Below are 13,218 nucleotides of genomic sequence, written 5' to 3' on the forward strand. Positions count from 1 at the left end.
CGACCGCCCGTCGGTCAGTAGGAATAGCCAACCCGCACCATGAACTGGCGCGGCGCGCCGGGCAGCGTCCACAGCCGCGAATAGGAGCTGGGGAAGTAATGGACGTTGAACAGGTTCGTGACCTCACCCGAGATGCGCAGCCGGTCGGTCGCCTCGAACGCCGCCGTCACGCGGGTCAACGTATAGGCAGGCAGGTAATAGAAATCGCCATTGGCGAAGCGGAAGCCGGTCTCGCCCAGCCGCTTGCCGACATAGTTCACGCCCGCACCGAGGGTCAGGCGCTTTTCGCCGATGTCGAAGTCCTTGAAGACCAGCGCGCTGCCGCTGTTCTTGGCGATATTGAGCAGCGGATCGCCCTCGCGCAGGCCGAACCCGAAATTGGGATCGAGGGCGTTCTGCGCCACCTCGGCATCGATATAGGCATAGTTGAACTGCACCCGGAACCCGGCGGGCAGCTGGCCCGACAGCTCGGCCTCGACGCCCTTGCTGCGCGCCTTGCCGACGGCGAGCGAGAAATTGGCGTTGACGGGGTCGGCGGTCAGCACGTTGCTCTTGGTCGTCTTGAACAGCGCGACCGTGCCGGTCAGCCGCTGGCGGAGCAGCGAAACCTTGGCCCCCGCCTCGTACGACGTCGTGCGCTCGGGCACGAAGGCGTTGTTGTTCGCATCGGTGCCGTTGTTGGGACGGAAGCCGCGCCCGTAATTGGCGTAGAGCGAGACATGCGGCCCGAACAGATAGGTCGCGCCCACCGAGGGGCTGAACGCGGTGCGCAGCTGCTGCGTCCGGCGACGCGCGGCGCGGTCGTCGATGATCTGCTCGAACTGGTCGTAACGTCCGCCCGCGCGGATTTTCAGCGCGTCGGTGACGTCGATCTGGTCCTGAAGATAGGCGCCCCAGCTATATTGCCGCTCCAGATAGCTCTGGAACGCACCCGCCGCGGGCCGCTTGCCATAGACCGGGTTGAAGATGTCGATGCGGTTGCCCGCCGCCAGATTTCCGGCGGCCTGCGACGCGACGGCGGGCGGACGGTAGCGATTCTGGAGGATATCCAGTTCGTAATCGTCCCAGTCCGCGCCGATGATCATGTGATGGGTCAGCGGCCCGGTATCGAACTTGCCGCTCAACTCGCCACGGAAGGTCAGGTCGGTGGTCTTGTAATCGCGGTCGCGGCGCTGGCGGGACAGGGTGATGCCGTCGGAATAGAGCCGCTGACGCCCCGCCGCCAGCTCGGCCTCGGTCGACACGCCCCGGAAGAATGTGTCGCGATAGCCGATACCCAGGATGATCGACCAGTTCCTGTCGAAGTCATGCTGCAACTGGGCCTGATGCCCCATGGCGCGGACATGGACGGGACCATCGCCAGGCTCGCCGAAGAAGCGGTTGCGCGGGACCAGCGACAGGTTGCCGGTCGGTGCGACGATACCGCGGTCGAAAGTTACCTTCTGGTCGATATACTCGAACTCATAGCTGGCCGAGCTGTCCTCGCCCAGCTTGACCAGGAAGGACGGCGTGACCGTGATCTTCCGGCTGGAATTGAAGTCGCGGAAGCTGTCGGCCGATTCCGCCGCGCCGGTCACGCGCATCGCGACTCGCGACGACAGCGGCACGTTGAAATCGCCCTCGCTGCGATAGGTGTTGAAGCTGCCCGCTGACAGGATTGCACCGCCATGTAGGACGAAGCCCGGCTTCTTGGTGATGATGTTGACGGTGCAGCCTGGCTCCCCGCGCCCGAACAGCGAGGAATTGGGGCCTTTCAGCACCTGGATCTGTTCGACATTGGACGTGTCGCGCGACCCGCCATAGCCGCGCGCGGCGTTGAAGCCATTGACCAGATAATTGCTCGCCGTGCCTTCATCCCCCGAGAAGCCGCGACAGGCGAACACATCGAACAGGCCGCCGAAATTATTCTGCCGCGCGATGCCGGTCGCGAAGTCCAGCGCATTGTCCAGCCGGGTCACGCCGGCATCGCGCAATGTTTCGGCCGACAGGACCTGGATGCTCTGCGGCACCTCGATCGTGGGAACGTTGGCCACATATTGCTGACGCTGGCCCTGCACGACGATGTCCGCCTGCTGCCCTTCCGCCGCCCCCGCGGTGTCGGGTTCCGTGCCCGGACCGGCCGCCCCGGCCGTGTCGTGATACGCCACCGGCATGGTCTGTGCCCAGGCCGCCGTGGATGTCGTCATCGCCAGACCGGCGACGCTCAACGATAGCAGATGTCGGTAGCGCATAGGATCCCCCAAGACTTCAATGGATGTCGCGTCGTCCTCAACTCGACGGCGTCCTGGCCTTCGTCCTGGTCCCTGGACCGGCGGGCCGATGTGGCGCCCTCTCTGCGATGGCGACATGATGGGCAGCCGCGACAAGCATTTTATTGCGAAGCCATGACAGGATCGGAACGAAATGCGGATTTGCGCGTGCCGGGCCGACGCGATCCTGCCGGGGACTGGCTGCCGGTTTGGAGTCAGGCCGGCAGAAGGGTCCGCGCCAGCTGCGCGAACCAGGCGATGCCGGTCGGGATGGCGGCATCGTTGAAATCGTAACCGGGGTGATGAAGCGGCGCGACATGCTCTTCGTCGCGCTGCCCCAGCCACAGATAGGCCCCCGGCCGCGCGCGCAGCATGAAGGCGAAATCCTCCGACGTGAAAGCCGGATCGGGTGCCGCCTTCGCATCGGGGCAGACTGCGCGCGCCGCCGCCAGCGCGATCTCCGCGCAATCGGCATCGTTGATCGTCGCCGGGTAATAGCGGACATAATCGACCGCCACCTGCGTCTCGCTCGCCCGTGCGACGCCCTCGCAGATTGCGCGCAGCGATTGCTCGATCCGGTCCTGCACCGCGGTGGAGAAGGTGCGGACGGTGCCGGTCAAACTCACCTGCGCCGGAATCACATTGTGCGAGTCGCCGCCCGTCACCTTCGTGACCGACAGCACCGCGCTCTCGGTCGGGGCGACGCGGCGGGCGACGATGGTGTTCAGCTCGCCGATCAGGGTCGCCGCCGCCAGGATCGCATCGGGCGTCTGGTGCGGCATGGCGGCATGGCCGCCGCGCCCCGAAATGGTGATGTCGAACCGGTCCGCCGCCGCCATGATCGGCCCGGCCCGCGTCCGCGCGCTGCCCAGCGGCAGGTCGGGCCAGTTGTGGAGCGCAAACACCCGGTCGCACGGGAACCGCTCGAACAGGCCGTCGCGCACCATCGCATCGGCCCCGCCCAGTCCTTCCTCGGCGGGCTGGAAGATAAAGTGGATCGTGCCGGAGAAATCGCGCATCCGCGCCAGATGCCGCGCCGCGCCGATCAGCGTCGCGCTATGCCCGTCATGACCGCAGCCATGGAAGACCCCCGGCACCGTGCTGGCATGGGCCAGCCCCGTCGCCTCGGCGAAGGGCAGCGCATCCATGTCCGCGCGAAAACCGATCGCGCCGTTGCCGGGGCCGTTGCGCAGCGTGCCGACCACGCCGGTGCCGCCGACCCCCGTCGTCACCGCCAACCCGGCCTCGCGGAGCGCCTCCGCGACGATCCCGGCGGTGCGATGTTCGTGGAAACCCAGTTCGGGATGCGCGTGCAGATCGCGGCGCAACGCGGTGAGATGATCGAGTTCCTGGGCGTCGATGGGCATGGGCATACCTTCGTGATGGTGTCAGCCGCGATCCTCGAACAAGGTTTCGATCGGGTCATAGCGCTTCACGATCGGCGACTTGAGGACGATGTAGCTGAAATATTTCTCGATCCCGAAATCACTGTCGAGAATCGACTCGATCAGCTCCTGATATTGCGAGACGTTGCGGGTGATGAACTTGACCAGATAGTCGTAACCGCCGCTGACCAGGTGGCATTCGACGATTTCCGGCACGTTGCGTGCGCGCTGCTCGAACCGGGAAAAGTCGCCGGTGCGGTGATCCTTCAACGTCACCTCGGTAAAGACGGTCAGCGTCTCGCCCAGCTTGGCCAGCGCGACATGCGCGCCATAGCCGGTGATATAGCCCGCCTTTTCCAGCCGCTTGACCCGCGACAGGCAGGGGCTGGGCGACAGGCCGACGGCATCGGCCAGGTCGACATTGGTGATCCGCCCATTGCGCTGCAACTGCGCCAGAATACGAAAGTCCAGTCGATCGAGTTTGGGCGCTGACGTCATGGTGGCGGATATACCCCTTCATTCCCCGTGCGAGATACGCGCATCACAATATGCTGCGCACCTCCGGCTGCTCGATGACATCATCCAACGTGCGCGTCAGCCGCGCAAGCAAGGTGGCCATGTCCTCCTCGCCGCAACTGATCGCAGGCGCCAGCCCGATCGTCCCGTCGGCAAAGGCGCGGAAGATGATGCCGTTGGCATGGCCCGCCCGCGACAGCCGGTCGGGCAGACCCAGCGCCGGGTCGAAGCGTGTCTTCGCGGCCTTGTCCGCGACCAGTTCGATTCCCGCCAGCATGCCCGCCTGCCGCACGTCGCCGACCAGCGGGTGGTCCGCAATCGCCGCCAGCCCGGCGGCCAGCTGCGGCGTACGGGCGATACCGTTCGCCAGGATGCCGCCTTCATACAGGTCGAGCACCGCCATCGCGACGGCCGCCGAGACCGGATGCCCCGAATAGGTGGCACCATGCCCGACCGGCAGATGGTTGTCGGGGCCATCGGCGATCCCGGCATAGATGTCGGCCGACATCAGCACCGCACCCATCGGGACGTACCCGGCCGTCAGCCCCTTCGCCAGCGTCATCAGGTCGGGCGACACGCCTTCATGTTCGCAGGCGAACATGGGGCCGGTGCGTCCGAAGCCGGTGATGACCTCGTCGACCACCAGCAGGATGCCGAGTTCGGTGCAGGCGGCGCGCATCGCGGCCAGCCAGCCTTTGGGCGGCACGATCACCCCGGCGGAGCCCTGCACCGGCTCGGCGAAGAAGGCCGCGACATGGTCGGCGCCGAGTTCGGCGACCTTGTCCTTCAGCGCCGCGACGCTGGCATCGATCACCGCTTGCGGATCGGCACCGGCCGCATGGCGATAGGGATAGGGGGCCGGAATATGATGCTGCCAGTGATGCGGCAGATCGAACAGCCGGTGGAAGGCGGGCAGGCCGGTGATGCCCGCCCCGTTCGACGACGAGCCGTGATAGCCCTTGTCGAGCGCGATGACGTGCTTCTTGGTCGGCCGTCCCCTGGCATTCCAGTAATGGACGATGAAGCGCAGCGCCGAGTCGACCGAGTCCGAACCGCCCTGCGTGAAATAGACGCGTTCCAAGCCCTGGGGGGCGAGGGTCGCAAGTCGCTCGGCCAGCCGGATCGCGGGTTCGCTGGCATAGGAGAAATAACCGGTGGCATAGGGCAGGCGCCGCATCTGCTCGGCGGCGGCCTCGACGACGCTGTCATGGCCATAACCGATATTGACGCACCACAGCCCAGCGAACGCATCGAGCAGGCGGTTGCCGTCGCTGTCGGTCAGGTACATCCCCTGGCCTTGCGTCAGCACGGTCGCACCCCGCGCCTCGTGCCCGCGCCACGCCGTGACCGGGTGGATGAGGTGGCGGCGATCCGCCTCGATCAGCGAATTGGAGAGCATGTCTGGCCTTGTTGTCTGTGGTGACGCCATCCTAGGCCCGGTTCACCAGCGGGAGGGACCGCCACCACCCTTCCCGCCGCCGCAAGCTGCCAAGTTTTGCGACCCGGCAGCAGAATATGCCGCGTCCGCGCGTCAGCCGATCGCCGCCGCGATCGCCTTGCCGCACTGCACGGTGTCGGCCGCCCCCTTCAGGTCGCGGGTACGACCGGTCTCGCTCGTCAGCACCGTCTCGATCGCGGTGACGATGGAGGTTGCCGCCGCCGTCTCGCCGACATGGTCCAGCATCATCGCCGCGCTCCAGATCTGGCCGACCGGGTTCGCGACCCCCTGCCCCGCAATGTCCGGCGCCGAGCCATGCACCGGCTCGAACAGCGACGGCACGCTGCGGTCCGGGTTGATGTTGCCGCACGGCGCGATGCCGATGGTGCCGGTGCAGGCGGGGCCAAGATCGGACAGGATGTCGCCGAACAGGTTGGATGCGACCACAACGTCGAACCGGTCGGGGTTCATCACGAACTGTGCGGCCAGAATATCGATATGATATTTGTCGGTCCGCACCTCGGGATAGTTTTTCGCCATCTCCGCGACGCGGCCGTCCCACCAGGGCATGGTGATCGCGATACCGTTGGACTTGGTGGCGGAGGTCAGGTGCCGGGCGGGCCGCTTCTGCGCCAGGTCGAAGGCGTAGCGCAGGATGCGGTCGGTGCCGGTGCGGGTCATCACCGTTTCCTGCAACACCACCTCGCGGTCGGTGCCGGGAAAGGCGGTGCCGCCGATGGCGGAATATTCGCCCTCGGTATTCTCGCGCACGATCATCATGTCGATATCGCCGGGCTTTCGCCCCACCAACGGGCATGGCACGCCCGGCATCAGCCGCGCCGGGCGCAGATTGACATATTGGTCATATTCGCGCCGGAACTGGATCAGCGAATCCCAGAGCGAGATATGATCGGGCACCGTATCGGGCCAGCCGACCGCACCGAAGAAGATCGCATCGACATCGCCGATCCGCGCCTTCCAGTCCTCGGGCATCATCCGGCCGTGGCGGACATAATAGTCGCAGGAGGCGAAATCATGCCATTCCTGTGCGATGGTGAAACCGAAGGCCGCCGCCGCCGCCTCCAGCGCGCGGACGCCCTCGGGCACGACTTCCTTGCCGATCCCGTCGCCGGGGATCACCGCGATCCGATACTGTGTCACAGGCCCTTCAATCCCCCCCAGTGGAACGCCTTGGTTTCCAGATATTCGTCGATGCCTTCGCGGCCGCCTTCACGGCCGAGCCCGGAGGCCTTGATGCCGCCGAACGGGGCCATCTCCATCGCCAGCGCGCCGGTGTTGAGCCCGACCATTCCGAACTCCAGCGTCTCGCCGACACGCCAGGCACGGTGCAGGTCATTCGTGTAGAAATAGCTGGCCAGCCCGAACGGCGTCGCATTGGCGAGCGCCACCGCCTCCGCCTCGTCACGGAAGCGGAAGACCGGGGCGACCGGCCCGAACGTCTCTTCGGAGGCCAGCCGCATGTCGGGCGTCGCATCGATCAGCACGACCGGCCGCGCGAAACGGGCATCCCCGGTCACGCCATCGGGGGCGGCGGCGATGCGCGCGCCCTTCGCCAGCGCATCGGCGACATGCTCGGCGACCTTGGTCGTGGCGGCGGCGTTGATCAGCGGGCCGACCGTCACACCCTCGTCACGCCCGTCGCCCACCCGCAAGGCCCGCACCGCCTCGCCTAGCTTTGCCACGAAGCGGTCGTGAATGCCGTCCTGCACGAACAGGCGGTTGGCGCAGACGCAGGTCTGTCCGGCATTGCGGAACTTGGACGCCATGGCCCCAGCCACCGCCGCATCGACATCGGCATCGTCGAACACCAGGAACGGCGCATTGCCGCCCAGCTCCAGGCTCAGTCGCTTGAGCGTATCGGCCGACTGGCGCATCAGCAGCGCGCCGACGCGGGTCGATCCGGTGAAGGAAAGCTTCCTCACCACCGGCGATGTGGTCAACGCCGCGCCGATCGCCTGGGGCAGGCCGGTGACGATATTGACGACCCCCGCCGGGATACCCGCCCGAAGGGCCAGCTTGCCCAGCGCCAGCGCCGTATAGGGCGTCAGCTCGGACGGCTTGATGACCACGGTGCAGCCCGCCGCCAGTGCAGGTGCGACCTTGCGCGTGATCATCCCGGCGGGGAAATTCCACGGCGTGATCGCCGCGCACACCCCCACCGGCTCGCGGGTCGCAAGGATACGGCGGTCGGCGGTCGGCGCGGGGATCATATGTCCGGCGATGCGCCGCCCCTCGCCCGCGAACCACTTCACGAACGACGCGGCATAGCCAATCTCGCCCCGCGCCTCGGCCAGCGGCTTGCCTTGTTCCGCGGTCATGATCGCGGCCAGCGTATCGGCATGGTCCAGGATCAGCCGATGCCACGCCTCCAGCAGCGTGGCGCGGTCATCGGCGGTGCGGCGACGCCAGGCGGGAAACGCCTCGGCAGCGGCGGCGATCGCCGCCTCGGCCTCGGGCGCCCCCGCCGCCGGGATGGTGCCGATCACCGCCCCGGTGGCGGGGTCGGTTACGTCCAGCGTCGCGCCGTCCCCGGCCCCGCGCCATGCCCCACCGATCAGCATCGTCTCGACAAGCAGGCCGGTCGCGCGAAGGTCCCGGGACATCAGCACAGCGCCTGGCTGACGATGGCGAAGGCCTGTCCCGGTACGGCGGCAGGCGGCTCCGCGCCACGCACCATCGTTACCACCCGGCCGACCTGAACGAGTCCCAGCTCCTCCAGCCACGGCCCCAAGCTGCTGTTCCCATGTATATCCAGCCGGATGAATTCGCCGCTGCGCGACCCGATCCACTGGGCGATCAGCGCCTTGGCACGGGTCGCGTCGGGGGCGATCACCGGCCCGACGACATAGCCGCGCCCGAACCGGCGGAACAGCGCCGCGCCCGTCACGGCGTCACCATGCGTCAACACCACGCCATGCGCCTTCTCGCGCAGCAATGTCATGACCGGTGGGCGATCAAGGCCCGTGGCCGCATGGACCAGTGCATCGACGACCGCGCCGTCACGCTCACCCATCGGCCGGATCCGCTCCCCTGCCTCCAGCGGGACCAGCGGCGCCTGAAAGGCCGCACCCTGGTGCTGCAGGATCTCGCCGATGCCGCGAAAGCCCAGCTTGCGATAGAGCGGCAGCCCCTCCTCGGTGGCGTTCAGCACGATCGCGGCATCCGGACCCAGCTCGGCCGCGATCTGGTCGAGCACCGAGTCCATGATGATCCGGCCCAGCCCCGCGCCCCGGTGCCGCCGGGATACGATGACCATGCCCAGCGTCGCGGTCTTGGGTCCCGCGCGCCACCACATCGTCGTGCCGACGATCTCGCCGTCGAGTTCGGCGACCGTGCCGGTGCCGACCGCCAGCATATCGGCCAGATCCTCCGCCCGGTGCGGCCATTGCTCGGCCTTGGCGAGCACATGGAGGCTGGCGACGTCCCGCAGCGTCATCGCACGCAGGCGCATCGTCCGATGCTCGGCCTGGACGGGGGAAGGGTCGGCGCTTGTCGGCATGGCTGGCTGTTCCATCGAAATCCTCTCTGCCCTTTTTACCGCCCCCATGGCGCAGGAGGTGCCGCACCGCCTAGTGCGCCGGGGCATATCGCATGTGATTTGCGGGGCGATGCGGAATATCATGCTGCACCCGGCATCGGCGGCTTCCCGACCCGCTCCTGCACGCTCGTCTCCCATCGGGCCGAAGACGAGGGCGCGGTATGCTGTGCGGCGAGGCGGGGGCCGATCGGCACATATGACCGGCATGTGACACAACTAAAGTGGTACGATGCCGGGCGGACGTAGCAGACTATGCTGCGACGGGGCCGCACGGGGATGGCCTCTCGCCGGGGGACGCAAAGCCGCACGATGATGCTCGAATCCTATTGGCTGGATAGCGGCGAACGCTTCGCTCCGGAGGGGGTGACCCCACTGCCCGCCCGTGCCTCGGTCGTTGTCGTGGGCGGCGGGTTCACGGGTCTTGCCGCTGCGCGCGCCCTGGCTCTGGCGGGCACGCAGGTCGTGGTGATCGAGGCGGGACGCATCGCCGGGGAGGCGTCGGGGCGCAATGGCGGCCAGTGCAACAACGGCATCGCGGGCGATTTCGCCGCGCTGGGCGCTCGGTTCGGCCGCGAGCGCGCCACCGCCCTCTATCGCGCCTTCGACACCGGCGTCGACCGGGTCGAGGCGATCGTCGCCGAAGAAGCCATCGACTGCGACTTCACCCGCAACGGCAAGCTGAAGCTGGCCGACAAACCCGAACATGTCGCCAAGCTCGCCCGCGCCGCCGAATTGCTGTCGAAGACGGTAGAGCCGGACATCCGCCTGCTCGACCGCGACCGGCTGGCCGGGGAAATCCGGTCCGACGCATTCCATGGCGGCCTGGTCTTCCCGCACAGCGCGTCGCTCCACATGGGCCGCTTTGCCACCGGGTTGGCGCGTGCGGCGAAGCGGCACGGAGCGCATATCCATGAGGACACGCCGCTGACCGGCCTGACCCGCGCGCCGGGCGGGCGCCACAAGCTGGTCACGCCGCGCGGCACGATCATCGCCGACACCGTATTGCTGGCGACCGGCGCGTCCATGGCCGGGCCATTCGGCTGGCTGCGGCGGCGGATCGTGCCGATCGGCAGCTTCATCGTCGCGACCGAGCCGCTGGGTGATCTGGCGAACATGGTCATGCCGGGGCGGCGCAACGCGACGACGACGCGCAATATCGGCAATTATTTCCGCCTGACTGCCGACAACCGCCTGATCTTCGGCGGCCGCGCCCGCTTCGCCCTGTCCAGCCCGCGCAACGACATACGCAGCGGCATGATCCTGGAAGCACGGATGCGCGAGATTTTCCCCGCCCTGGCGGATGTCCGCATCGCGCACAATTGGGGCGGGATCGTCGACCTGACCGCCGATCGCCTGCCGCGCGCGGGCATCCGTGACGGCCTCCACTATGCGATGGGCTATAGCGGCCACGGCACGCAGATCTCGGTCCTGATGGGCGAGGTGATGGCGCGGATCATGACCGGTGCCAGTCCGGCCGAGGCCAATCCGTTTCACGGCATCGACTGGCCCGCCATACCGGGACATTTCGGGCCGCCCTGGTTCCTGCCGCTGGTCGGGGCCTATTACCGCTATCAGGACTGGCGGCATTGATCGGGCGGCGCGACGCGATCCGCCTGATCGGCGGCGGCGGCCTGTCGCTGGGGCTGGGCGCATGCGGCTTTTCGCCCGCGCGGCCCGAACCCGCGGGCGGGCGGCTGCGGGTCGCGGTCGCAGTCAGCTCGACCGCCGACACGATGGACCCGGCACGCCAGACCGTGGTGTCCGACTTCTGCCGTTGCGCGATGGTCTATGACGGGCTGACCCGGCTCGACGAGCATTTCCGCCCGCAACCCGCGCTGGCCGAGTCGATCGAGACAAGCGACGCCCGCGATTGGTCCATCCGCCTGCGCCGCGATGTGCGGTTCCATGACGGATCGATGCTGACCGTCGCCGATGTCGTTTATTCGCTGAAGCGTCACCTCGATCCGGCGGTCGGATCGAAGGCCCGCGTCTTCGCCGAGCAATTTGCCTCGATCCGTGCCGATGGACCGGATCATGTCCGCATCACCCTGAAGAGCCCCAATTCCGACCTGCCGACGATTCTCGGCATTTCGCAGTTTCAGATCATCCGCGACGGGACACGGGACTTTCACCATCCGATCGGCACCGGGCCGATGCGCATGGTCGAGTTCACTCCCGGCGTGCGGTCGATCGCGGTGCGCTGGCCCGAATATTGGCGCCGCCAGGTCCGGCTGGGCGAGGTGGAGCTGTTTTGCATTTCCGACGACAATGCGCGGATCAATGCGCTGCTATCGGGCGATGTCGACCTGATCCATGCGATCAACCCGCGCATCGCCAGCCATCTGGAGCGCGCCGGGTTCGACCTGCTGGTCACCAAGTCGGGCGGCTATACGAATCTGATCGCGCGGCTGGACCAGAAGCAGACCGGCAACCGCGATTTCATCCAGGGCCTGAAGCTGCTGCTTGACCGCGAGACGATGCGCAGCGCCATCTTCCGCGGCTATGCGACCATCGGCAACGACCAGCCGATCGCGCCGACCAACCCCTATTTCGACCCCAGCGTGCCGCAGCGCGCCTTCGACCCCGACCGTGCCCGCCATCATTTCGCGCGGGCCGGGATGATCGGCGCGCGCCTGCCCATCGTCACCTCGACGGCGGCGGACAAGTCGGACGACATGGCCGTCCTGATCCAGAATGCCGGGCGGCGGGCGGGCGTGCAGTTCGACATCCGCCGCGTGCCGTCCGACGGGTACTGGACGAACAGCTGGATGAAGGTGCCGCTGGGTTTCGGCAACACCAATCCGCGCCCGACCGCCGACATCGTCTTCACCCAGTTCTTCGCCTCCGACGCGCCGTGGAACGAAAGCGGATGGAAGAATCCCCGCTTCGACAGCCTGCTGGTCGCCGCGCGTGGCGAAACCGACGAGGCGCGCCGCAAGTCGCTCTATGGCGAGATGCAGCATCTCGTACACGACCAGTCCGGTATCGGCATCCCGCTGTTCCTCAGCCTGCTCGATGCGCACAGCCCAAGGCTGAAGGGGCTGCAACCCATGGCGCAGGGGGGATTGATGGGCTTCGACTTCACTGCCGACACATGGCTGGAGGGCGCATGATCCGCTCCCCCCTGATCCTGCTGATCGGCCGCCGGATCGGTGCGGCCCTGGCGACCCTGGTCTTCGTCTCGCTGGCGGTGTTTGCCATCGCCCAGATGATGGAGGGCGACGTCGCCGAGGCGATTCTGGGCCAAAGCGCCACGCCCGAGGCGCTGGCGGGTCTGCGCAATGCCATGCACCTCGATCAGCCTGCATGGCGGCGATACCTGGAATGGGCGGGCGGCGTGCTGGCCGGCGATCTGGGCCATTCGCTGGTTACTGGCCTGCCGATGCGCGAAATGATCGGGGCACGGCTGGGCAATTCGCTGACGCTGGCTGGGCTGACCGCGCTGGTGTCGGTGCCGTTCGCGCTGACCCTGGGCATCGTCGCGGCGGTCCAGCGCGGCACCGCGTTCGACCGGGCGATCAGCATCGCAACCATCGGCATCGTATCTGTGCCCGAATTCCTGATCGCGACGCTGGCGGTCATGCTGTTCGCCGTCACCCTGCACTGGCTGCCCGCCCTCTCCTCGACCCGCGACATTCATTCGAGCTGGGACATGGTCCGCGTCTTTGCGCTGCCGGTGTTCAGCTTGGCCTGTTTTGTCATGGCGCAGATGGTGCGGATGACGCGCGCGGCGGTGATTGACGCGCTCGACACCTCCTATGCCGAAGCCGCACGGCTGAAGGGGTGTTCGCCCGCGCGCGTGGTGCTGCGCCATGCCTTGCCCAACGCCATTGGGCCGATCGCCAATGCGATCGCGCTCAGCCTGTCGACCTTGCTGGGGGGAGTCATCGTGGTCGAGATCATCTTCAACTATCCCGGCGTCGCGCGGCTGATGGTCGACGCGGTCGCCACTCGCGACCTGCCGCTGGTCCAGGCGGTCGCGATCATCTTCTGCACCGCCTATCTCGTTCTGGTGACGACCGCCGACGTGGTCGCGATCCTGGCCAATCCCCGGCTGCGGCGCCGGTGAGG

General features: G+C 67.3%; 10 protein-coding genes. 3 read left to right on the forward strand and 7 right to left on the reverse strand.

Going from position 1 to position 13,218, the window contains the following annotated elements:
* Window positions 1-14: 14 nt before the first annotated feature.
* The 7 genes from BSZ14_RS12860 to BSZ14_RS12890 form a co-directional block, all read right to left on the reverse strand.
* On the reverse strand, window positions 15-2,231 hold the full coding sequence (locus BSZ14_RS12860) for a TonB-dependent siderophore receptor (RefSeq protein WP_076711233.1): 2,217 nt from the start codon (window positions 2,229-2,231) through the stop codon (window positions 15-17).
* 233 nt (window positions 2,232-2,464) lie between these two features.
* A complete protein-coding gene (locus BSZ14_RS12865) occupies window positions 2,465-3,622 on the reverse strand; it encodes a M20 aminoacylase family protein (protein WP_042488383.1) in 1,158 nt (385 codons plus the stop codon).
* Window positions 3,623-3,637: 15 nt separating this feature from the next.
* Window positions 3,638-4,132, reverse strand: coding sequence for an Lrp/AsnC family transcriptional regulator (locus tag BSZ14_RS12870; protein WP_042488380.1), 495 nt, complete (start codon window positions 4,130-4,132; stop codon window positions 3,638-3,640).
* Between the two features lie 43 nt (window positions 4,133-4,175).
* On the reverse strand, window positions 4,176-5,549 hold the full coding sequence (locus BSZ14_RS12875; protein WP_076711234.1) for an aminotransferase class III-fold pyridoxal phosphate-dependent enzyme: 1,374 nt from the start codon (window positions 5,547-5,549) through the stop codon (window positions 4,176-4,178).
* A gap of 132 nt (window positions 5,550-5,681) precedes the next feature.
* Window positions 5,682-6,749: a tartrate dehydrogenase gene (locus BSZ14_RS12880; protein WP_076711235.1), complete on the reverse strand. Its 1,068-nt coding sequence runs from the start codon at window positions 6,747-6,749 to the stop codon at window positions 5,682-5,684.
* Window positions 6,746-8,212 carry an NAD-dependent succinate-semialdehyde dehydrogenase gene (locus tag BSZ14_RS12885; protein WP_076711247.1) on the reverse strand — a complete coding sequence of 489 codons (1,467 nt, stop codon included), beginning with the start codon at window positions 8,210-8,212 and terminating at the stop codon, window positions 6,746-6,748. The genes BSZ14_RS12880 and BSZ14_RS12885 overlap by 4 nt, the downstream gene beginning before the upstream one ends.
* On the reverse strand, window positions 8,212-9,123 hold the full coding sequence (locus tag BSZ14_RS12890; protein ID WP_206744340.1) for a GNAT family N-acetyltransferase: 912 nt from the start codon (window positions 9,121-9,123) through the stop codon (window positions 8,212-8,214). The genes BSZ14_RS12885 and BSZ14_RS12890 overlap by 1 nt, the downstream gene beginning before the upstream one ends.
* A gap of 333 nt (window positions 9,124-9,456) precedes the next feature.
* On the opposite strand from BSZ14_RS12890, the gene BSZ14_RS12895 reads away from it, so the two are divergent.
* Genes BSZ14_RS12895 through BSZ14_RS12905 form a run of 3 tightly spaced genes read left to right on the forward strand, consistent with a single transcriptional unit; the run spans window position 9,457 to window position 13,216 of the window.
* Window positions 9,457-10,737, forward strand: a complete 1,281-nt coding sequence (locus BSZ14_RS12895) for an NAD(P)/FAD-dependent oxidoreductase (protein WP_042488371.1) — start codon at window positions 9,457-9,459, stop codon at window positions 10,735-10,737.
* Window positions 10,734-12,260 carry an ABC transporter substrate-binding protein gene (locus BSZ14_RS12900; RefSeq protein WP_198930515.1) on the forward strand — a complete coding sequence of 509 codons (1,527 nt, stop codon included), beginning with the start codon at window positions 10,734-10,736 and terminating at the stop codon, window positions 12,258-12,260. Before BSZ14_RS12895 ends, BSZ14_RS12900 begins: the two co-directional genes overlap by 4 nt.
* Window positions 12,257-13,216: an ABC transporter permease gene (locus BSZ14_RS12905; RefSeq protein ID WP_042488368.1), complete on the forward strand. Its 960-nt coding sequence runs from the start codon at window positions 12,257-12,259 to the stop codon at window positions 13,214-13,216. The genes BSZ14_RS12900 and BSZ14_RS12905 overlap by 4 nt, the downstream gene beginning before the upstream one ends.
* The last annotated feature ends 2 nt before the right edge of the window (window positions 13,217-13,218 follow it).

The organism is Sphingomonas sp. Sph1(2015) (genome assembly GCF_001970915.1).
Taxonomy (GTDB): domain Bacteria; phylum Pseudomonadota; class Alphaproteobacteria; order Sphingomonadales; family Sphingomonadaceae; genus Sphingomonas; species Sphingomonas parapaucimobilis.

Bases quoted from the DNA above. Each gene is read 5' to 3' on its own strand.
- BSZ14_RS12860 (WP_076711233.1), bottom strand. From the start codon at position 2,231: ATGCGCTACCGACATCTGCTATCGTTGAGCGTCGCCGGTCTGGCGATG.
- BSZ14_RS12875 (WP_076711234.1), bottom strand. From the start codon at position 5,549: ATGCTCTCCAATTCGCTGATCGAGGCGGATCGCCGCCACCTCATCCAC.
- BSZ14_RS12905 (WP_042488368.1), top strand. From the start codon at position 12,257: ATGATCCGCTCCCCCCTGATCCTGCTGATCGGCCGCCGGATCGGTGCG.
- BSZ14_RS12870 (WP_042488380.1), bottom strand. From the start codon at position 4,132: ATGACGTCAGCGCCCAAACTCGATCGACTGGACTTTCGTATTCTGGCG.
- BSZ14_RS12890 (WP_206744340.1), bottom strand. From the start codon at position 9,123: ATGGAACAGCCAGCCATGCCGACAAGCGCCGACCCTTCCCCCGTCCAG.
- BSZ14_RS12885 (WP_076711247.1), bottom strand. From the start codon at position 8,212: ATGTCCCGGGACCTTCGCGCGACCGGCCTGCTTGTCGAGACGATGCTG.
- BSZ14_RS12865 (WP_042488383.1), bottom strand. From the start codon at position 3,622: ATGCCCATGCCCATCGACGCCCAGGAACTCGATCATCTCACCGCGTTG.
- BSZ14_RS12895 (WP_042488371.1), top strand. From the start codon at position 9,457: ATGATGCTCGAATCCTATTGGCTGGATAGCGGCGAACGCTTCGCTCCG.